The sequence below is a fragment of the Rhodoferax sp. genome, from assembly GCF_030646845.1.
GTDB lineage: Bacteria > Pseudomonadota > Gammaproteobacteria > Burkholderiales > Burkholderiaceae_C > Rhodoferax.
In genome coordinates this window covers 128,666-149,355 of the sequence record NZ_JAUSLE010000069.1, presented here as the reverse complement: position 1 = coordinate 149,355, position 20,690 = coordinate 128,666, and the positions used below count along the sequence as shown (strand labels likewise).

General features: G+C 60.1%; 19 protein-coding genes and 2 tRNA genes. 14 read left to right on the top strand and 7 right to left on the bottom strand.

What is annotated here, in order from left to right; translation table 11 throughout:
• Window positions 1-16 precede the first annotated feature (16 nt).
• The 6 genes from Q7T10_RS17795 (at window position 17) to Q7T10_RS17770 (ending at window position 4,710) form a co-directional block, all read left to right on the top strand.
• The gene (locus Q7T10_RS17795) at window positions 17-865 is read left to right on the top strand and encodes a DMT family transporter (protein ID WP_304750832.1); all 849 of its coding nucleotides are present in this window, start codon (window positions 17-19) and stop codon (window positions 863-865) included.
• A gap of 59 nt (window positions 866-924) precedes the next feature.
• On the top strand, window positions 925-2,010 hold the full coding sequence (locus tag Q7T10_RS17790; protein ID WP_304750795.1) for a tartrate dehydrogenase: 1,086 nt from the start codon (window positions 925-927) through the stop codon (window positions 2,008-2,010).
• Between the two features lie 231 nt (window positions 2,011-2,241).
• Entirely contained in the window at window positions 2,242-2,514 is a 273-nt protein-coding gene (locus Q7T10_RS17785) for an HU family DNA-binding protein (RefSeq protein ID WP_304750793.1), read from the top strand.
• A gap of 15 nt (window positions 2,515-2,529) precedes the next feature.
• Window positions 2,530-2,605: transfer RNA gene (locus tag Q7T10_RS17780), tRNA-Val, on the top strand.
• Between the two features lie 63 nt (window positions 2,606-2,668).
• Window positions 2,669-4,606: a SurA N-terminal domain-containing protein gene (locus Q7T10_RS17775; RefSeq protein WP_304750791.1), complete on the top strand. Its 1,938-nt coding sequence runs from the start codon at window positions 2,669-2,671 to the stop codon at window positions 4,604-4,606.
• A gap of 28 nt (window positions 4,607-4,634) precedes the next feature.
• Window positions 4,635-4,710 (top strand) — tRNA-His (locus Q7T10_RS17770).
• A gap of 63 nt (window positions 4,711-4,773) precedes the next feature.
• On the opposite strand, the gene Q7T10_RS17765 is transcribed toward Q7T10_RS17770, so the two are convergent.
• Window positions 4,774-5,748 (bottom strand): NADPH:quinone oxidoreductase family protein, encoded by a 975-nt coding sequence (locus Q7T10_RS17765; protein ID WP_304750789.1) that lies wholly within the window; start codon window positions 5,746-5,748, stop codon window positions 4,774-4,776.
• 122 nt (window positions 5,749-5,870) lie between these two features.
• Here Q7T10_RS17765 and surE point away from each other — a divergent pair, with 122 nt between their 5' ends.
• Genes surE through Q7T10_RS17740 form a run of 5 tightly spaced genes read left to right on the top strand, consistent with a single transcriptional unit; the run spans window position 5,871 to window position 10,185 of the window.
• Window positions 5,871-6,665 (top strand): 5'/3'-nucleotidase SurE, encoded by a 795-nt coding sequence (surE, locus tag Q7T10_RS17760; RefSeq protein WP_304750787.1) that lies wholly within the window; start codon window positions 5,871-5,873, stop codon window positions 6,663-6,665.
• 7 nt (window positions 6,666-6,672) lie between these two features.
• Window positions 6,673-7,464, top strand: a complete 792-nt coding sequence (locus tag Q7T10_RS17755) for a protein-L-isoaspartate(D-aspartate) O-methyltransferase (RefSeq protein WP_304750785.1) — start codon at window positions 6,673-6,675, stop codon at window positions 7,462-7,464.
• Window positions 7,465-7,475: 11 nt separating this feature from the next.
• Window positions 7,476-8,351 carry a peptidoglycan DD-metalloendopeptidase family protein gene (locus Q7T10_RS17750; RefSeq protein WP_304750783.1) on the top strand — a complete coding sequence of 292 codons (876 nt, stop codon included), beginning with the start codon at window positions 7,476-7,478 and terminating at the stop codon, window positions 8,349-8,351.
• Between the two features lie 12 nt (window positions 8,352-8,363).
• Complete coding sequence (locus tag Q7T10_RS17745) at window positions 8,364-9,389, top strand: sigma-70 family RNA polymerase sigma factor (RefSeq protein ID WP_370653789.1); 1,026 nt, start codon at window positions 8,364-8,366, stop codon at window positions 9,387-9,389.
• Between the two features lie 10 nt (window positions 9,390-9,399).
• Window positions 9,400-10,185: a 3'-5' exonuclease gene (locus Q7T10_RS17740; RefSeq protein WP_304750781.1), complete on the top strand. Its 786-nt coding sequence runs from the start codon at window positions 9,400-9,402 to the stop codon at window positions 10,183-10,185.
• Here the strand turns inward: Q7T10_RS17740 and Q7T10_RS17735 are convergent.
• Window positions 10,115-12,658, bottom strand: coding sequence for an EAL domain-containing protein (locus Q7T10_RS17735; RefSeq protein ID WP_304750779.1), 2,544 nt, complete (start codon window positions 12,656-12,658; stop codon window positions 10,115-10,117). The genes Q7T10_RS17740 and Q7T10_RS17735 overlap by 71 nt on opposite strands.
• Before the next feature lie 56 nt (window positions 12,659-12,714).
• Window positions 12,715-14,262, bottom strand: a complete 1,548-nt coding sequence (locus Q7T10_RS17730; protein ID WP_304750777.1) for a PAS domain-containing methyl-accepting chemotaxis protein — start codon at window positions 14,260-14,262, stop codon at window positions 12,715-12,717.
• Between the two features lie 370 nt (window positions 14,263-14,632).
• Here Q7T10_RS17730 and rlmD point away from each other — a divergent pair, with 370 nt between their 5' ends.
• Window positions 14,633-16,066 carry a 23S rRNA (uracil(1939)-C(5))-methyltransferase RlmD gene (gene rlmD, locus Q7T10_RS17725; RefSeq protein ID WP_304750775.1) on the top strand — a complete coding sequence of 478 codons (1,434 nt, stop codon included), beginning with the start codon at window positions 14,633-14,635 and terminating at the stop codon, window positions 16,064-16,066.
• Between the two features lie 33 nt (window positions 16,067-16,099).
• Here the strand turns inward: rlmD and Q7T10_RS17720 are convergent, their stop codons facing one another.
• Together Q7T10_RS17720 and Q7T10_RS17715 are read right to left on the bottom strand one after the other, a co-directional pair.
• Window positions 16,100-16,504: a hypothetical protein gene (locus tag Q7T10_RS17720; protein ID WP_304750773.1), complete on the bottom strand. Its 405-nt coding sequence runs from the start codon at window positions 16,502-16,504 to the stop codon at window positions 16,100-16,102.
• A 130-nt stretch (window positions 16,505-16,634) separates the two neighbouring features.
• Complete coding sequence (locus tag Q7T10_RS17715) at window positions 16,635-17,330, bottom strand: Bax inhibitor-1/YccA family protein (protein WP_304750771.1); 696 nt, start codon at window positions 17,328-17,330, stop codon at window positions 16,635-16,637.
• 185 nt (window positions 17,331-17,515) lie between these two features.
• Here Q7T10_RS17715 and Q7T10_RS17710 point away from each other — a divergent pair, with 185 nt between their 5' ends.
• Window positions 17,516-17,923 (top strand): heme-binding protein, encoded by a 408-nt coding sequence (locus tag Q7T10_RS17710; protein WP_304750769.1) that lies wholly within the window; start codon window positions 17,516-17,518, stop codon window positions 17,921-17,923.
• Window positions 17,924-17,955: 32 nt separating this feature from the next.
• The gene (locus Q7T10_RS17705) at window positions 17,956-18,354 is read left to right on the top strand and encodes a YbaN family protein (RefSeq protein ID WP_370653788.1); all 399 of its coding nucleotides are present in this window, start codon (window positions 17,956-17,958) and stop codon (window positions 18,352-18,354) included.
• 29 nt (window positions 18,355-18,383) lie between these two features.
• Here the strand turns inward: Q7T10_RS17705 and ahpF are convergent, their stop codons facing one another.
• Both ahpF and ahpC read right to left on the bottom strand, forming a co-directional pair.
• Window positions 18,384-19,958 (bottom strand): alkyl hydroperoxide reductase subunit F, encoded by a 1,575-nt coding sequence (ahpF, locus tag Q7T10_RS17700; protein WP_304750768.1) that lies wholly within the window; start codon window positions 19,956-19,958, stop codon window positions 18,384-18,386.
• A 163-nt stretch (window positions 19,959-20,121) separates the two neighbouring features.
• Entirely contained in the window at window positions 20,122-20,685 is a 564-nt protein-coding gene (ahpC, locus tag Q7T10_RS17695; RefSeq protein ID WP_304750766.1) for an alkyl hydroperoxide reductase subunit C, read from the bottom strand.
• Between the last annotated feature and the right edge of the window lie 5 nt (window positions 20,686-20,690).

Sequence of the window (20,690 nt, the reverse complement as noted above, 5' to 3'; positions counted from 1 at the left end):
CGCCTTTCTCAGGGCCATGCCTGCGGTGTTTGTGCTGATCTGGAGCACTGGTTTCATTGTGGCCCGGTACGGCATGCCCCACGCACCTCCCATGAAGTTCCTGGTCGTGCGCTACATGTTATCCATGGCATGTTTCCTGCCATGGATCATGTTGGCGCGTGTCAAATGGCCTGCCAGCCGCAGCCAGTGGGCACATCTTGCCTTGACCGGCATCTTCATGCACGCGGGTTATCTGGGCGGTGTCTGGGCGGCCGTGAAGGCGGGCATGGGGTCCGGACTGTCGGCGCTGATTGTCGGTCTGCAACCCGTGTTGACCGCGGTCTGGCTGTCGGCCAGCGGCGGAAGAATTGCCGCACGGCAATGGGCCGGGCTAGGCTTGGGTTTCATCGGGCTGGTGCTGGTGGTGTCGCGCAAGTTCGGGCAAGGGGGCGAGGCCGACTGGCTGAATCTGTCTCTTGCCGTCGGAGCGTTGTTCAGTATCACCATTGGGACGCTCTATCAAAAGCGTTTTGTCGCACCTTGCGATGTGCGCACTGCCAATGTGGTTCAGCTTGGCGCGGCCTTTTTGGTGACGCTGCCACTGGCCCTGCTGGAGGTGGAGGTGATGAACTGGAATGGCGAGCTCGCAGGCGCTTTGGCCTGGTCTGTATTGGCCCTGACGCTGGGAGGCAGTTCACTGCTTTATTTGTTGATTCAGCGCGGCGCCGCAGCTTCCGTGACCAGTCTGATGTATCTTGTGCCGCCTTCCACTGCGGTGTTGGCGTGGTTGTTGTTCGCCGAGCCGATCACGGCCGTCACCATTGCAGGCACTGTGCTCACGGCGGTAGGTGTCGCATTGGTGGTTCGCCAGCCCCGGTCGGCATAGCGTTGGCAGGGCATGACCGCCGGATATATTTCTGACTACTGATTCAAGAGGAGCCATCCATGAGCAAAAAAAGAATTGCCGTCATCGCGGGTGACGGCATTGGCAAGGAAGTGATGCCCGAGGGCATCCGGGTGATGGAAGCAGCGGCTGTCAAGTTTGGCATCGATCTGCAGTTCGATCACTTTGATTTCTCCAGTTGGGATTACTTCGAGAAGCACGGCAAGATGTTGCCCGACAACTGGAAGGATCAGATTGGCGGTCACGACGCCATCTATTTTGGCGCCGTTGGCTGGCCCGATAAGATTTTGGATCACGTGTCGCTCTGGGGGTCGCTGTTGCTGTTTCGGCGCGACTTCGATCAGTATGTGAACCTGCGCCCCGCGCGCCTGATGCCGGGCATCATTGCGCCGGTGGTACGCCGTGACGGCAGCCGGCGCGAGCCTGGTGAAATCGACATGTACATCGTGCGCGAAAACACGGAAGGTGAGTACTCCAGCATTGGCGGGCGCATGTTCCCCGGCACCGAGCGTGAAATCGTGATGCAGGAAACAGTGATGTCCCGCATTGGTGTGGATCGTGTCTTGAAGTTCGCATTTGAGTTGGCCCAGTCGCGTCCCAAAAAGCATCTGACCAGTGCTACCAAATCCAACGGCATTGCCATCACGATGCCGTACTGGGACGAACGTGTGGCAGAAATGGCCAAGGGCTACCCGGGCATCACGCTCGATAAATTTCACATCGACATCCTGACTGCACACTTTGTGCAGCGGCCCGATTTCTTTGACGTGGTCGTGGCGAGCAACCTCTTTGGCGACATCCTGAGTGATTTGGGGCCGGCCTGCACCGGCACCATTGGCATTGCGCCCAGCGCCAATCTGAATCCGGAGCGCAAGTTCCCTTCGCTGTTTGAGCCAGTACACGGTTCTGCGCCGGACATTGCCGGCAAAGGCATTGCCAACCCTATTGGCCAGATCTGGTGCGGCGCCATGATGCTGGATTTTCTGGGGCACAGACAAGCGCATGATGCGGTGTTGGCAGCGATTGAAAAAGTGCTGGATCCCCAAAGCGGTGCGCCACGCACGCCGGATTTGGGTGGAACGGGCCTCACAAAGGATGTCGGACTTGCCATTGCCAGCGCGCTTTGATCGCTCCCGGTTTTGCTGAGACTGTTATTTGTTGGCTTGGCGGCGAAAACAGCCTGCAGTGCGCCGGCTTCCCTGAGAAAACCGACTAGAATTCGCGTCCGCACTGTTGTAATGCTGCATGTCGTGTTGACACGGTAAGAGTCCGTGGCTTTAATCACATGCGGCAGGGCATCTGCAAGATTTTCTGAAGAGACAATTCGACTAACTCTGTTTCCATATTAGGGGTTCTTTGTGAATAAAACCGAACTGATTGAGCACATTGCGATACACGCAGACATTTCCAAGGCGGCGGCTACCCGGGCACTGGAGTCCACCATTGGCGCTGTCAAGGCAACACTAAAAAAAGGTGGCTCCGTTTCGCTGGTGGGTTTTGGGACATTTGCGGTCGGCAAACGTGCTGCACGCGTGGGCCGCAATCCCCGTACCGGCGCTGCGATTAAAATCAAGGCGGCCAAGGTGCCAAAATTCCGTCCGGGCAAAGCGTTGAAGGATGCTTTGAACTGATAGCTGGTTCAGGTGGGGTGATTAGCTCAGTTGGTAGAGCGGCGCCTTTACACGGCGTAGGTCGGCGGTTCGAGCCCGTCATCACCCACCACCCACCCAAGTAAAGGCGAACATTGTGTTCGCCTTTTTTGTTTTCTTATTGGAGAGTTAGCGCATGTTTGATTTTGTCCGCAAGCACACGAAGATCATGATGTTCGTGATGTTTTTGCTGATCATCCCGTCATTTGTGCTGTTCGGTATTGATGGCTATAACCGCTCCCGTGATGGTGGCGAGGCTGTCGCCAGCGTGGGCGGCCATGACATTACCCAAGGTGAATGGGATGCGGCGCACAAATCAGAGTCAGATCGTCTGCGTGCATCCATGCCCAACCTGGATGTCAAGCTACTGGATTCACCAGAGGCCCGCTATGCCACGCTGGAGCGACTGGTTCGTGAGCGCGTCTTGGCGCAAGCCGCGGACAAGTTCAAACTGACGACCAGCGATGCACGGCTCGCGCGTGACTTGCAGGAGAATCCCACCATTGCGTCTCTGCGCCTGCCGGATGGCAAGCTGGATATGGAGCGCTATCGCCAACTGGCTGCCAGCCAGGGTGTGACTCCCGAAGGGTTTGAAGCCCGTGTGCGCCACGACCTGTCCGTTCGCCAGGTGGAAACCGGTGTGACCGCTACCGGCTTCGCTGCGGCGGGCGTCGCCGACGTGTCATTGAATGCGTTTTTTGAAAGACGCGAAGTGCAGATCGCCAGTTTTTCGACGACGGATTTCGCTTCAAAAGTCAATCCGACCGATGCCGAGTTGGAGGCCTTCTACCAGGCCAACCAGGCGTTGTTCCAGGCGCCCGAGCAGGCCAGCATCGAGTATGTGGTCCTGGACCTGGATTCGGTCAAGAAGAGCATCTCCATCAATGACTCCGACCTCAAATCGTATTATGAGCAGAACGCAGCCCGCCTCAGTGGCAATGAGGAGCGGCGAGCGAGCCACATCCTGATCAATGCCGCCAAGGATGCCCCGGCCGCCGATCGCCAGAAGGCGAAGGCGCGTGCCGACGAGTTGTTGCAGGCAGTGCGCAAATCGCCCGACAGCTTCGCGGATGTCGCCAAAAAGAACTCGCAGGACACCGGGTCCGCTGCTAACGGAGGTGATCTGGACTTCTTCGCGCGGGGGGCCATGGTCAAGCCATTTGAAGACGCCGCCTTTGCCATGAAGAAAGGCGATATCAGCGATGTTGTGGAATCTGATTTCGGCTACCACATCATCAAGCTGACAGATATCAAAATGCCCAAGCAACGCAGCTTTGAAGAGTTGCGCTCAAGCATCGAGGCTGACCTGAAGACACAACAAGCCAGCACCAAGTTTGCCGAGACTGCTGAGGCGTTCACCAATGGCGTTTATGAACAGTCTGACAGCCTCAAGCCGATTGCCGACAAGCTCAAGCTCGAGCTCAGGACGGCTTCCAATGTGATGCGTAAACCGGCTCCCGGCACCACAGGCGTGCTGGCCAATGCAAAATTCCTGGCAGCCATCTTCGGGCCTGATGCGGTGGAAAAAAAGCGCAATACCGAAGCGGTTGAAACAGCACCCAACCAGTTGACCGCAGGGCGGATCACGCAATACACGCCGTCTCGAACCGTGCCCTTTGCCGACGTGCGCAGCGTCGTGCGTGACCGTCTCGTTGCTGTCCGCGCTGCCGAAATGGCGAAGAAAGAGGGCACGGAAAAGCTGGCTGCCTGGAAGGCGGCACCCGCCTCTGCCGCCATGCCGGTGCCGGTGGTCGTGTCGCGCGACCAGTCGCAAAATGTTCCGCCGCAGGTTTTGGGCGCAGCGCTGCGCGTTGATGCGTCAGCCTTGCCTGCTTTTGTCGGTGTTGATTTGGGTGCCCAAGGATTTGCTGTGGTGCGGGTCAACAAGATTGTGCCGCGCCCGGCACCCACTGAGGCGGCGGCCAAGCAGGACCGTGCCCAATTTGCCCAGTGGTGGACGGCGGCCGAAAATCAGGCTTACTACGGCCTCCTCAAAGAGCGTTTCAAGGCCAAAATCATCGCGGCACCACCCGTGCGGACGTCAACTGATTTGCCAATGAGCGCTGCGAAGTAAACGACTGCGGTTATAATAAAAATCTACGGTGGCTGTAGCTCAGTTGGTAGAGTCCAGGATTGTGATTCCTGTTGTCGTGGGTTCGAGCCCCATCAGCCACCCCAAATCATAAAAAATGCCCACATCAAGTGGGCATTTTTTTGTCTGAAGATCTGACGTCAGTCCAGTCAGTTCACCATCACCAGTTTGCCTTTGACGGCCCGGGAGCCCATGTGCGCAAAGGCGGCCTTGAGGTCCGCCATTGGCATCGTGCGGTCAATCACAGGCTTGATCTTGCCCTGTCCGTACCACTGGGCCAATTCCATCATCATGGCTGCATTGGCTTTGGGTTCGCGTTTGGCGAAATCGCCCCAAAAGACGCCCACAATGGACGCGCCTTTGAGCAGCGCGAGGTTGAAGGGCAGGGCCGGGATGGGCCCTGACGCAAAGCCAACCACCAGGTAGCGACCGCGCCAGGCAATGGACCGGAAAGCCGGTTCGGCAAAATCGCCGCCCACCGGGTCATAAATGACGTCGGGGCCTTTGCCGCCGGTCAGTGTCTTCACGGCCTCGCGCAGATTCTCTGTGGTGTAGTTGATGGTGGCGTCGGCCCCGATTGACTTGCACAAGGCGCATTTTTCATCGGTCGAAGCCGCTGCAATGACCGTGGCCCCCATGGCTTTGGCAATCTGAATGGCCGAAGTTCCCACGCCGCCCGCGGCGCCCAGAACCAGGACGGTTTCACCGGCCTTTAATTGGGCACGGTCCACCAGCGCGTGGTACGAGGTGGCGTAGATCATGATGAAGGCGGCGGCATCGACGAAAGGGAAACCCGGGGGCAGTGGCATGCACAGTGCCGCGGGCGCCAGAGTGTGGGTGCCAAAGCCGCCAGTTCCAGACAGGCAGGCCACATGCTGGCCGACTTTCAGGTGGGTAACGCCTTCGCCTACCGCCTGCACGACGCCCGCATATTCGGAGCCCGGCACAAATGGCAGCGGTGGTTTCATCTGGTATTTGTTCTGCACGATCAGCAGGTCCGGGAAATTCAGGCTGGCAGCCTTGATCTCAATCAGCACCTCGCCGGCCTTGGGCTGCGGGGTGGACATTTCTTTCCAGGTCAGGGCATCTACGCCCACGGGGTTTTCACAAAGCCAGGCATGCATGGGGAGTTCTCCAAAGAAGTTGCGCGAATCATAGAGGTTAGCCGCTCTGGAAAATGTCTCACGCGTGACCCTGCCGGCGAGACTGGTCGGCCACCTACAATTCAGCTCAACTCTGCTTGAACATGAAGATTCTTATTTCCAATGACGACGGCTACCAGGCGCCTGGCATCGTGGCGCTGTTTGAGGCTCTGAAGGACGTGGCCGATGTGGAGGTGATTGCACCGGAACACAACAACAGCGCCAAATCGAACGCCTTGACCCTGCATTCCCCGCTGTATGTCAACCGCGCGAGCAATGGTTTTCGCTACATCAATGGCACACCCGCTGACTGCGTCCATATTGCGCTCACCGGATTGCTGGGATACCGGCCGGACCTGGTGGTCTCGGGCATCAACAATGGCGCCAATATGGGTGACGACACCATCTATTCCGGCACCGTCGGCGCCGCGATGGAGGGGTATCTGTTCGGCGTACCTGCGATTGCATTTTCCCAGGTTGAGAAAAATTGGGGGCATCTGGAGTCGGCTGCTCTCAAGGCGCGCGATCTGGTCTTGCAGATGGAAAGTCAAAATCTGATTGGCAGCAGCCCGTGGCTGCTCAACGTCAACATTCCGAATTTGCCTTTTGGCGAGATCGGTCATGTGAAGTTGTGCCGGCTCGGCCGTCGTCACGCCGCCGAGGCCGTCATTACCCAGGTCAGTCCGCGGGGCGACACCATGTACTGGATCGGCGCTGCAGGACCCATCCTGGACGAGGCCGAGGGTACTGACTTCCATGCCACCACGCATGGCCACATCTCGATGACGCCACTGAAGGTCGATTTGACCGACCATGATCGCCTTGGCTACTGGGCCCAGACCGCTGCCAGGATGGCGGGTCCTGCCCACCCGACCCCGCATCCGACTGCACAGACATGACGCACCCATGAAAGAACGCCCACCTTTTCCCGCCCGACTTGATTTTTCGGGTGGCAAACCCAAGGGCAATCGAGCGCCGGGGCATGCGCATCCGGCGCCGGGTCCGACAGCCAGGCCACCAGTCAGAGTGCAGTCCCACGGGGGCGGCCAGGATTCCAATGCGGTGCGCATGAACATGGTGCGCATGCTTGCCGGACAAGGTGTCGGTGATGCTCAGGTGCTGTTTGCCATGGGGTCCATTGAGCGTCACCGCTTTGTGGACAGTGCCCTGGTCAATCAGGCGTATGAGGACACGAGCCTGCCGATTGGCTTGGGTCAGACCATTTCCAAGCCCGGTGTGGTGGCGCGCATGGCTGAACTCCTGCGCAATGGTGCTTCCGGCAGACTGGGACGCGTACTGGAAATAGGGACGGGATGCGGCTATCAGGCGGCCGTACTGAGTTTGCTGGCGGACGAGGTCTACAGCATCGAACGCCTTCGCGGCCTGCACGACAAGGCCCGCGACAATCTGCGGCACTTGCGTCTGCCCAATCTGCATCTTCTGTTTGGGGACGGCATGGTCGGCTACGCCAGGGGCGCACCCTATGCGGCCATCATTGCTGCTGCCGGTGGTGAAGCGGTGCCCCAGGCCTGGGTCGATCAACTGGCAGTTGGTGGGCGACTGGTGGCACCTGTGTCCGCGGGTTCCGCCTCGGCGCGACAGCAGGCGCTTCTGGTGATCGACAAGACCGCCCAGGGTGTGCGCCAGACTGTTCTTGAGGCGGTTCACTTTGTCCCTTTAAAATCGGGGGTCGCATGAAGGGATGTCTTATGTATGGTTTAAGTGGTCGGCTGGGCTCGGTTCTGGCATTGGTGGTGGTTGGCGCGTTGCTGGGCGGGTGTGGCTCCAGGGCGCTTAATCGCGCGCCGGTGGAAGACCGGGGCACTGGCGCGGGCAGATCCGCAGTAATGGACCCGTCGACACAGGCGGTCAAGCAGCCACCGGGATTTGAGAATGCCGGCAAGCCTGGCTATTACACGGTGAAGCCGGGTGACACGCTGATTCGAATCGGGCTGGATCACGGGCAGGCTGCCAAGGACATCGCACGCTGGAGCAACCTGGAGAACCCCAATCGTCTGGAAGTGGGGCAAGTACTGCGCGTGGTGCCGCCTACGGCGACTGTGACCGCCAGCGGTGTGGTGGCGAAGCCCGTGACCCAGGCCAGCGCCACATCGGTCGCAAGCGTGCCGGCCCCGGCTGCCAGCGCGGAGAAGCCGGCAGCAGCAGCGCCGACACCGGCGAGTTCGGCGCCTGCGCCCGCCGCCGCGACGGGTGAAGATGAGATTGCCTGGATATGGCCGACCAACGGCCCCGTGCTGGCCGGGTTTGACGAGGTCAAGAACAAGGGCCTGGATATTGCGGGCACGGCGGGAGACCCTGTGGTGGCAGCAGCGGATGGCCGAGTAGTCTATGTCGGGGCGGGTCTGCGCGGCTACGGCAACCTGATCATCCTGAAGCACAACAACACGTACCTGACGGCCTACGCGCACAATCAGACCCTGTTGATCAAAGAGGATCAGTCGGTCCGCAAAGGGCAGAAGATTGCAGAGATGGGCAGCAGCGATGCAGATCGCGTCAAGCTCCATTTCGAAGTGCGCCGACAAGGCAAGCCGGTCGATCCAGCGAAGTACCTGCCAGCCAGGTGATGGGAACATGCCGTGAAAAAACGTCCGGTGAATGGCAATGGCGTAGCGGCCAGACACCAGACACGCGGCGTGCCAGATTATCTGGAGAATCTGCCTCCAGCCCCCGTCGATATTGCGCCGGTAGCTATTGATTTTGTAGCGGATCAAGCGTCTTCAGAGATTGCGTTGTCGGCGGAGGTCGCAGGCGAGTCGAGTGACGTGCTGACCGCCTATCTGCGCAACGTCCGCCGCACCGCACTGTTCACCGCAGAAGAAGAGTTCGAGTACGCCACCAGGGCGCGGGCTGGCGACTTCGCTGCGCGCCAAAGCATGATTGAACACAATCTGCGCCTGGTCGTGAGTATCGCCAAGGCGTATCTGGGGCGCGGCGTGCCCTTGTCGGACCTGATCGAGGAGGGCAACCTCGGTCTCATGCATGCCATCGACAAGTTTGAACCCGAGCGCGGGTTTCGTTTCTCCACCTATGCCACCTGGTGGATTCGCCAATCCGTGGAGCGTGCCTTGATATACCAGGGACGAGCGGTGCGTCTCCCCGTGAACGTGGTCAGGGAACTGCAGCAGGTGCTGCGTGCGCGACGGGCTCTGGAGAACGATGCCGGCTTTGTGGCGCGGCGACCCGATGGCATTCGGGTGGAAGACATTGCCGCCTTGTTGGGTCGCGACACGGCCGGCGTGGCCGACTTGCTGGCCCTGGCTGAGACGCCCAAGTCGCTGGACGCTGCCATGGACCGCTCGGATGAAACTCAGACGCTGTCGGATTCACTGATTGATGAACTCACCGTCGATCCTTCCGGTGTGACGCAAGCGCACGAGGTGGAGCGCCTGCTGGAGGAATGGATTGGCACCCTGTCGGAACGCGAAAAAGAAATTCTGGAAGGGCGGTTTGGTTTGCATGACCGTGAACCCGAGACGCTTGACGTGCTCAGTACGCGGCTGGGTCTGACCCGTGAGCGCGTGCGACAGGTCCAGAACGAGGCGCTGGTCAAGCTCAAGCGGTACCTGGCGCGACGCGGCATCACACGGGAAGCTCTGCTTTGAGGTGCAATCGATGAGCTGGCCGGTTCTTGTCTTCGACATCGAGACCATTCCTGATGTGGCGGGTTTGCGGGTCTTGCGGGGTGATTCGCCCGAGGTGAGTGACGCCGACATCTATGGCGCCTGGCTGGAAGAGCGCAAGGCGAAAGGGCAAAGCGACTTCATGCCCTTGCATCTGCAACGCGTTGTGGTGATCAGCGCGGTATTTCGCAACGCCGAAGGCTTGCGTGTTCATTCGTTCGTGGACAAGGACGGTCACAGCGAGGGCAAGGTGATCCAGACATTTTTCAATACGCTGGAAAAACATGCGCCGCAACTGGTGAGCTGGAACGGCGGTGGGTTTGACTTGCCCGTGCTGCACTACCGCGGGCTGCAGCACGGCGTGGTGGCTGACAAATATTGGGACATGGGTGAGGATGACCGCGAGTACAAATGGAACAACTACATCAGTCGTTACCACATGCGGCATCTTGATCTGATGGATCTGCTGGCGAGGTACCAGCCAAAAAACAACGCGCCGATGGACGCCATGGCCAGGCTCTGCGGATTCCCCGGCAAGCTGGGGATGGACGGCTCGGCCGTCTACCCGGCGTACCTGGAGGGCAAGCTGGACGAAATCAGTCGTTACTGCGAAACCGACGTCATGAACACTTACCTGCTGTATTGCAGATTCCAGAAAATGCGGGGCGGCCTGCTGGAGAACGAGTACGAGCAGGAGATTGCACTGGTCAAAGACACACTGGGAAATCTGGCGCCCACTGAGGCGCATTGGGATCAGTATCTGAAGGCCTGGACTTGAGCATCAAAGCGGTCAGATCCCTCGCCTTCATGGCTTTGGCAAACAGCCAGCCTTGGTAAACCTCACAACCATACTGGCGCAAGAACGCCAGCTGATCATCGGTTTCCACGCCCTCGGCGACCAGTGTCATCCCCAAGCTGTGAGCGAGGGCAATGATCGCTCGGGAAATGGTGGCATCGCCGGCGTCGTCGGGGATGCCGTCCATGAAGCTCTTGTCGATTTTGAGCTTGCTCACCGGCAGGGCCTTGAGATAGGCGAGGGATGAATAGCCGGTACCAAAGTCATCCAGCACCACGCGGCAACCCAGTGCCACCAGGGCATGGAGTTGTTCGCCCGCCTGCTCGGGCTGGGTCATGGCGACCGATTCAGTGATTTCAATGTCCAGCCATTCGGCCTGCGCACCGGTGCGCTCCAGCGCTGCGCGCACCATATCAGGCAGGTCGCGCTGGCGAAATTGCTGCGCCGAAAAATTGACTGCCACCCGCAGCGGCGTTCCAGCCTGAGTCCAGGCCGCAATTTGCTGGCACGCCGTGTCCAGCACCCAGTCCGACAAGGGCAAGATCAAACCTGTGGCCTCGGCCACCGGAATGAACCGTGCCGGTGACACGTCGCCCAGTTCGGGGTCGCGCCAGCGCAACAGGGCCTCCGCGCCCACGATGGCCCCACTCTCCACGTCCACCTGCGGCTGATAGTGCAACTCCAAAATCCCCTGGGCCAGGGCTTCTTTCAACCCCGTATGCAGCCGCATGTCTTCGTGTACGCGGCGGTCCATGTCCATTGAATAGCAGGCATAGGCGCCGCGCCCGGATTGTTTGGCCTGGTACATGGCCATGTCCGCATAGCGCAGCAGGGTGTCGCTGTCCTGCGCATCATCCGGGTAAAACGCCAGACCCAGACTGCCGCTTGAATACACATCCTGGTTCTGAAGCCGGTAGGAGGCCTGCAGCGACGTGAGGAGCTTGGCGGCCACATTCACCGCTTCATCCACGTCCGCCAGGTCGGACAGCAAAATGGCGAACTCATCCCCGCCCAGGCGTGCCAGCGTGTCGTTTTCGCGCAAGGCACTGCTGATACGGCTGCCTACCTGTACCAGCAGGGCGTCACCGGTGGCGTGGCCAAAACTGTCGTTCACCGTTTTGAAATAATCCAGATCGAGAAACAGCACCGCCACACGCTGACCGGTACGCCCGGCGCGCGCCAAAGCCTGGCCAAGGTGCAGACGAAACAACCAGCGGTTGGGCAGGCCGGTGAGTTCATCGTGGGTCGCCTGGTGCCGCAGCGCCTCTTCAAATTTCTTGCGTTCGGTCAGGTCGCGGACATAGGCAATGGCGTGGGGCGTGCCCTCGTCGTCCCAGTGCCCCAGAGAGATGTCCACCGGCAGCAGCCGGCCATCGCGACGCAGCAGTTTCAGATCCATCAAGCCCATGGCGCGGGACTGCGGCGCCATGAAATAGCCCCGCATCGATTGCGCGTGGCGCGCCCGCAAGTGCTCGGGTAGGAAGATGTCCACGTTTTGCCCCAACAGCTCGGCCGCTGAGTAGCCTGTCAGTGTTTCCGTGGCGGGGTTGGCCATCAAGATGCGCCCGGTATCGTCAACCCACAAAACGCCATCGGGCGCCGCGTTCAGCGTCACGCTTTCCCGCAGGGACTGCACTTCGAGCCGCTCCAGCGGGCGACGCAGGGCCTCATTGAAGGTGGCATGAAACAAATACAGATAGGCGGCTACCTTGTAAAGGTGGCCAAGCGCATTGGCACCATCTTTGTCAATCACCCCCAGCATGGTGAAAAAAAGTTCTGAGACGGCCGACAGGGCCGCTGCAAAGCCCAGGGCCATGAGACATTCATGTGCCAACTGCTCGCGGCGATGCCATAGCACCGTGATCGTCGCGAGGTTCAGCGTCACGATCAGCCACTCCAGCCCGATCTTCAGGGGCGTCAGGCCGGTCCCCTGAATGAAAAGCGCAGGCATGTCGTCCTGCCGGTACAGCCCGACATAACCCAGGAGGCCGACCACCGCAAGCATCAAGGCCAGGGCGAGACGTTTTTTCTGCTTTGTGATCTCCGGCACCGTGGGCAGCATGGCGTACACCAGCAAGGCTGTGGCAGCCAATATGCGCGCAGCCAGCCAGAAGAAAATGGATTTCTGGGGGCTGTTGGCGGTCACGGCATCGGGCATGCCGGCATAACTCATGGTGTGCAGGAAGTCGAGCAGGCCCACGCCGAAAAATGCCACGCCCAGCAACACCACCGCTCCCTTGCGCGCCGACAAAATGGCGCGGTAGCCGGTGACAAAGACCAGCATCGCCACCACCACCGCGAACAGTTCGATCACGCTGTGCCAGAACACAAACGTCATCGGCTCGATCACGATCTGCCGGACCGGGTGCGACACCCACCACAGCAGTGGCACCGCCAGCACCAGCAAGGTCCAGCCGATGGCGTTTTGATAAGGGTGAGAGTGCTCCTGCTGCATCTGTGTGAATTCTATGTTCTTGCTGCGGGTGTGGAGGAGGCGACAGTGACGGTCTCCTAAACCGAAAACACCTTCACTGCCTCGACCAGGCGCTGGGCCTGGTCGCTCATGCTGTTGGCAGCGGCGCTGCTCTGCTCCACCATGGCGGCGTTTTGCTGCGTCATCTCGTCGAGCTGCGCCACCGCCTGGCCCACCTGCGAGATGCCAATGGTCTGCTCCTTGGAGGCGGCCGTGATCTCGGCAATCAAATCATTGACGCGTTTGACCTGACTCACCACTTCGGTCATGGTCTGGCCGGCATCGGCCACCAGGCGCGAACCGCCTTCGACCTTTTCTACCGAGTCATCAATCAGCCCCTTGATTTCCTTGGCCGCTGCCGCCGAGCGCCCGGCGAGACTGCGCACCTCGCTGGCCACCACGGCAAAACCGCGCCCCTGCTCACCGGCCCGGGCCGCTTCCACAGCGGCGTTGAGCGCCAGAATGTTGGTCTGGAAGGCAATGCCGTCAATCACGCTGATGATGTCGGCTATCTTGCGGCTCGACCCCGAGATCAAGGCCATGGTGGACACCACGTTGGCCACGGCCTCACCGCCCTTGGTGGCGATTTCAGTGGCGGCATTGGCCAGCTGGCTGGCCTGCTGCGCCGTGTCGGCGTTCTGGCGTACGGTGGCGGTCTGCTGCTCCATGGCTGCCGCCGTCTGTTCCAGGCTGGACGCTGTCTGTTCGGTCCGGCTTGACAAGTCATTGTTGGCCGCTGCAATCTGCTGGCTGGCCACCCGAACCCCGGACACCTGCTCATAGACGTCAGACACCAGGGACTGCAGATTCAGCCCAGCCTGGTTGATGGCGCGGGCAATCAGCCCGATTTCGTCGCAGCGGTTGAAGTTCAGATCCTCGCCCGCCTCACCGCTGGCCACCTGCTGCGCCACGCCCAGGATCTTCTTTAAGGGCGAGGTTACCTGCGCCTCGATGAAAAGATCAGCCAGCAGCAGGCTGACCGCCACCACCGCGCCCACCGCCGCCAGGCTTGCACCAGCCAGGCCGGACGCCGCCAGGGTCGCACCCATGGCGACGCCTGCGCCCAGCAATGGCAGGCGCACGCGCCAGGCTGCGGGCAATAGCTGTAGCGCACTGGCCCAGCGCATCACGCCGGTGCGAACGATCAGGCCGCGATGAAACGCAATGCCGGAGGCGCGTCCTTCCTTGAAACGACGGTACAGCGCATCGGTCGCGTCGACTTCGGCGCGTGCGGGCTTGGTACGCACCGACAGATAACCCACCACCTGGCCGTTGCGACGCATTGGCGCGGCGTTGGCGCGCACCCAGTAGTGGTCACCGTCCTTGCGGCGGTTCTTGACCAGCGCCGTCCAGGACTGGCCCTCCTTGAGGCTGCGCCACATGTCGGCAAATGCCTCGACCGGCATGTCCGGGTGGCGCACCAGGTTGTGCGGCTGGTCCATCAGTTCGTCAGTGCTGTAGCCACTGGTGCGGATGAAGGCCGCGTTGGCGTAGGAAATGTGACTGGCGGTATCCGTGGTGGACAGCAGGGTCTCACTGCCGGGGAACTGGTATTCGTGCTGCGTGACGGGAAGATTGGTTCTCATGGCTGGGCTCCTTTGACCCATGCCGCCAGGCTGGTCGCCAAGGGCATGCACAGGCCGGAGTTGCGCCTTGGCGACAAATCGGAAATCTGGAGACTGGAAATTACAGGCAGCTTGAACACGGTCTTGTTAGTCCTGGTTGGGGACTATTCGTTATGGTGTCTGCGGTGCCCATTGGGCGCTCACAGACTGGTTAACGAGGCGTGTTCAGGGCCTCAACGCACTGGAGCCGGGGTCAGGGGCAGCCAATTTGGTTGTGAAACTGGTTTATATCAGTAATTGTTGCTGCAAATCAAAACAATTTTCTTGATTCAAAGATTCAGGGGCCCGCCGGTGGTGCGGCCTCCGCCTCGTCGTCACCGACAATTGAGGTATGACTGACGAAATTGAAACTACCGAGAATATGCACCCCGACTGGCTTTTGGTCGAGTCGCTAGACATGGAAGCGCAAGGTGTTGCACACAGGGCTGATGGCAAGGTGGTCTTTATCAAAGGCGCGCTGCCGTTTGAAGTGGTGAGTGCCACTGTGCACCGCAAGAAGAACAACTGGGAGCAGGGCATCGTGACTGAGGTGCACCGGGAGTCCTCGCAACGCGTCCGCCCCGGTTGCCCTCATTTTGGTCTGCATGAAGGCGCTTGTGGTGGCTGCAAGATGCAGCATCTGCATGTGGCGGCGCAGGTTGCCGTCAAGCAGCGGGTGCTGGAGGACAACCTGTGGCATCTGGGCAAGGTCAAGGCCGACAATATTTTGCGGCCAATAGAAGGCCCAGCCTGGGGCTACCGCTACCGGGCACGGCTGTCGGTGCGTCACGTGCGCAAGAAGGGCGCGGTGCTGGTCGGCTTTCATGAACGCAAGAGCGGCTATGTGGCCGACATGAAGGAGTGCCCCGTGCTGCCGCCCCAGGTGAGCGCCTTGTTGCTGCCACTGCGTGCGCTGATCACGTCGATGGATGCGATCGACACCTGTCCACAGATCGAATTGGCGTGCGGTGACACGGTGATCGCGCTGGTGTTGCGCCACATGGAGCCTCTGAGCCTGGGTGACCTGGACAAGCTGCGTGCCTTTGCCGACCATCATGCCGGCGTGCAATGGTGGCTGCAGCCCAAGGGGCCAGAGACGGTGCATCTGCTGGTTGAAGGCGGCGAGGAGTTGAGTTACGACCTGCCAGCGTTCGGCATCCATATGCCTTTCAGGCCGACCGACTTCACACAGGTCAACCCGCACATCAACCGGGTTCTGGTGTCCCGTTCGTTGCGGCTGTTGAATGCACAAAAAAGCGAACGGGTAATCGACTGGTTCTGTGGCTTGGGCAATTTCACCTTGCCCATCGCAACCCAGGCGCGGGAGGTCCTGGGCGTGGAGGGCAGCGATACCCTGGTGGCGCGATCGCGCGAGAACTTCAAGATAAATCAGGCGCTAGCCCCCGTCGAACAAGCGCTATGCGCTACAAAGTTTGTAGCAAGAAACCTGTTCGAAATGACTCCGGCTATGCTGATTGCAGACGGGGTGGCAGACAAATGGCTGGTGGATCCCCCGCGAGACGGGGCGTTTGCCCTGGTCCAGGCCCTAGTGGCCCTGCACCAGCAAAAGCTGGATCCGGTAGCCAATCCTCCAACGGCTGGTGCCGAGGCCTGGTCACAGCCGAAACGGATTGTCTATGTGAGCTGCAACCCGGCGACGCTGGCGCGAGACGCTGATTTGCTGGTGCATCAGGCGGGGTATCGATGCTCCGCTGCGGGCGTGGTGAACATGTTTCCCCATACGGCCCACGTGGAGAGCATGGCGGTGTTTGACCTGGAGATGTGAACGCGCAACGGGCGTGAACCTCGAGGGTTGACTTCAGTGCGTCGTTGTTGAAGGCTTGTCGGTCGATTTGGCGCCCGCCTTGACGACACTTCTGGGCTTGCTTTCAGGTGATTTCTCCTTGGCCTCGGTCTTCGGCTTCGGGTCTTCTACGATCTCTTCTTCCGCCGCGGCCGTGGCCACCGTGGCGCGAACGCCCTCAATCTTGTTTTCACGCATGTACTGGTCCATCTCTTTCCAGCCCGTGAACATGTCGGCTTTCGATGCGCCGTCATTGAGGCTGTAGCAGTCCTCAATGCTGCGCAGCCCATGCCGGCAGGCGCCGCCAATGGCCTTGGCCTCGGCCTCGCGCTGGGCGATTCTCGGGTCAGGCCCCATGCCGGGGATTTCGCAGCCTGCCAGCAGCAGGGCGACAGCGGTGATCAGCAGGCGCAGGGTCATGGGATTGGCGGATGGATGGTGTCGATATCGTCTATATCGGCAAGTTCTGCACCGGATTGAGTACCGTGAGCTTGGGATAAGCAAAGAAAAAAGACCCCGAAGGGTCTTTTTTCAATCGGCGCAAAGCAGATTAGTCGCGTTCGCCGCCAGCGAGGCCCAGCAGGGCCAGCAAGGCCTGGAACACATTGATGATGTCCAGGTACAACGCCAGCGTGGCACTGATGTAGTTGGTTTCACCGCCGTCCACAATGCGTTTCAGGTCGTACAGCATGTAGGCGCTGAAAATCCCGATCACCGCGACCGAGATCGCCATCATGGCAGCCGTCGATCCGACAAACACATTGATGATGCCGCCGATCATCACCGCCATGGCGCCGACAAACAACCACTTGCCCATGCCGGAGAGGTCACGTTTGATGACGCTGGACAGACTGGCCATCACAAAAAACACGCCAGCTGTGCCACCAAAGGCGGTCATGATCAGATCCGGGCCGTTCTTGAAGCCCAGCACCATGGCAATCATGCGCGACAGCATCAAGCCCATGAAGAACGTGAATCCCAGCAATACTGGCACGCCAGCCGCTGAGTTCTTGGTCTTCTCTATGGCATACATGAAGCCGAAAGCACCGCCCAAAAACACAATCAGCCCCAAGCCACCGCCCAGAGACTGGGTGATGCCGGTCGCGACACCAAGCCAAGCACCCAGAACAGTCGGCACCAGGCTCAAAGCCAGCAGCCAATAGGTATTGCGCAACACTTTGTTGCGTTGCTCGGCGGAGGCAACATAGCCATAGCCGCGGTCAATTGATTGAACGTTGTCAGTCATAGTCAAACTCCTTCAATGTCTGCAAGGTGCAGATGGGGTGGATTCTAGGACGTATCAAGGGCTTGCGCGAAAACCATTCCCCCCGGGTGCCTACTTTTTGTAAGGATAATTTCAACCGCAATCGCCGCAAACCTGAGCCCGACTGCCGTTATGCTCGATTCCTGTTCAAAACGAGGGCTTACCCCATGAAAAACAAACCTGTGCTGGAATTGTCGGATGTCAAAGCCATCGCGGCTGCCGCCGAGGCTGAAGCATTGAAAAACAATTGGGCGGTGACCATCGCCATCGTCGACGACGGCGGTCATCTGCTGTGGTTGCAGCGTCTGGACGGCGCCGCCCCGATTTCTGCCCACATTGCGCCCGCCAAGGCGCATACGGCCGCGCTGGGCCGGCGCGAAAGCAAAGTGTATGAAGATGTCATCAACGGCGGGCGCACCTCGTTTCTGAGCGCACCTGACATCAAGGGCCTGCTGGAAGGCGGTGTCCCGGTCATGAAGGATGGCCAGTGCCTGGGCGCCGTCGGCGTCAGTGGCGTGAAGTCCACCGAAGATGCCCAGATCGCCAAGGCGGGTATTGCGGCGATTGGCCTCTGACAATTTGCCAGACTGCCACTGATCAGGGCGCCGTGCGACAAGCCGCAACAATCGTGTCGCGTCAGCGCTGGATCTGGTTGCTCTGCGGCGCAATGTCCTTGAGCACCGGTGTCATCGGCATGGTGTTGCCCGTGTTGCCGACCACACCGTTTGTTTTGCTGGCGGCGTATTGCTTTTCCCGTGGCAGTGCGCGCTACGAGCGGTGGTTGCTGACCCATCCCCGCTTTGGTCCCATGGTGCGCGATTGGCGAACCAACCGCGCCGTGCCCCTGCGGGCCAAGCAGTTTGCCACTGTCATGATGATCCTGAGCTCCGGCATCACGTGGTGGACATTGCCCACCCCTGTGCGATGGATGCCCATGGCTTGCTGCGTGGTGGTGGGGGCCTGGTTGTGGCGCTTGCCGACTGCGCCTGAACGCAACCGGCAGTAGCCTCGCAATCAACCCCACCCACCCGACGCTCAGGCTGCTTCCAGTATCGGTGTGCGAATCAGGTAGTCAAACGCGCTCAGCGCTGCTTTGGCACCGTCACCAGCCGCAATCACGATCTGCTTGTAAGGCACGGTGGTGGCGTCACCGGCGGCGAACACGCCGGGCAGGTTGGTGTGGCCTTTGGCGTCCACCACAATTTCGCCGTGTTTGCTCAACTCCAGTGTTCCCTTGAGCCACTCGGTGTTGGGCACCAGGCCAATTTGCACGAACACTCCTTCGAGTGCCACGTGGTGCACCTCGTCCGTGGCGCGGTCCTTGTAGCTCAGGCCATTCACCTTCTGGCCGTCGCCGGTGATCTCGGTGGTTTGCGCATTGGTGTGGATGGTGACGTTGGACAGGCTCTTGAGCTTGTTCACCAGCACTGCATCGGCCTTCAACTGGTCGGCAAATTCCACCAGCGTCACGTGGGCCACGATGCCGGCCAGATCGATTGCCGCCTCCACGCCCGAGTTGCCGCCGCCAATCACCGAGACGCGCTTGCCCTTGAACAAGGGGCCGTCACAGTGCGGGCAGTAGGCCACGCCCTTGTTGCGGTACTGGTCTTCACCCGGGACATTCACATTGCGCCAGCGCGCGCCGGTGGACAGGATGACCGTTTTGGACTTGAGCGAGCCGCCGTTGGCCAGTTGCACCTCAATCAGGCCACCCGGCTCGCTGGCGGGGATGAGCTTGTCGGCCCGCTGCAGGTTCATGATCTCCACGCCGTAGTGCCTGACCTGGGCTTCCAGCCCGGCTGTGAACTTGGGGCCATCGGTTTCCAGCACCGAGATGTAGTTTTCAATCGCCAGCGTGTCGTTCACCTGACCGCCAAAGCGCTCGGCCGCCACCCCCGTGCGAATACCCTTGCGGGCGGCGTACACGGCCGCGGCTGCGCCAGCAGGGCCGCCGCCGATGATCAGCACATCGTAGGGATCTTTGGCCGAGAGCTTGGCAGCATCCTTGGCCGCAGCGTTGGTGTCCAGCTTGGCCACGATTTCTTCCACCGTCATGCGGCCGGAACCGAAAACCTGGCCATTGAGAAAGACCATGGGCACGGCCATGATCTCGCGGGCCTTGACCTCGTCCTGGAAGGCGCCGCCTTCAATCACGGTGGTCTTGACCTTCGGGTTCAGGATCGCCATCAGGCTCAAGGCCTGCACCACATCGGGACAGTTGTGGCAGGTCAGGGACATGTAGACCTCAAAATTGAAGTCGCCGTCCAGTCCCTTGATCTGATCAATCACATCCTGTTCGACCTTGGGTGGATGGCCGCCCGTCCACAGCAAGGCCAGCACCAGGGAGGTGAATTCGTGGCCCAGGGGCAGCCCCGCGAAGCGCAGACAAGTGGCAGTGCCGGCACGCTGCAGGGTGAACGATGGCTTGCGCGCATCCTGGCCATCGGTACGCAAGGTGATCTTGTCACTGCGCAAGCCCTGGATGGTCTGCAGCAAATCGCGCATTTGCGCGGAGTTGTCGTCGTCGCCCAAGGACGCCACCATCTCGATCGGCAATGCCACGCGTTCCAGATAGGCTGCAAGCTGGGTTTTAAGAGTGTCGTCGAGCATGATGGTTTCCTATTACTACTGATTTGATAGCTGCTTGCGCATATACCGCAAGGGCTAGAGGCTGTTTTTGCTTATAAAAAAGCCGGACGGCAAGGCGCTGGGCGCCCTGACGCTGTCCGGCTTGGTGAGCGCTCAGAGCGCTCTGCCGTCTGTGCAGGAAGGCTTAGATCTTGCCAACCAGATCCAGCGAGGGCGTCAGCGTCTTGGCGCCTTCGTTCCACTTGGCCGGGCACACCTCGCCGGGGTGGGCGGCGGTGTACTGGGCAGCCTTGAGCTTGCGCAGGGTTTCCTTGACGTCGCGGGCGATTTCGTTGGAATGGACTTCCATGGTCTTGATCACGCCATCGGGGTTGATGATGAAGGTACCGCGCAGCGCCAGGCCTTCTTCTTCGATGTGCACGTCAAACGCGCGGGTCAGCTTGTGGGTGGGGTCACCGATCAGCGGGAACCTGGCCTTGCCCACAGCGGGGGAAGTCTCGTGCCACACCTTGTGCGAGAAGTGGGTGTCGGTCGTCACGATGTAGACCTCGGCACCGGCTTTCTGGAACTCGGCGTAGTTGTCAGCAGCGTCTTCCACTTCGGTCGGGCAGTTGAAGGTGAACGCGGCGGGCATGAAAATGAACACATTCCACTTGCCTTTGAGGGTTTCGTTGGTCACGGTCACGAACTTGCCGTTGTGGAAGGCTTCGTTCTTGAAAGGTACGACTTCGGTGTTGATAAGGGACATGAGAA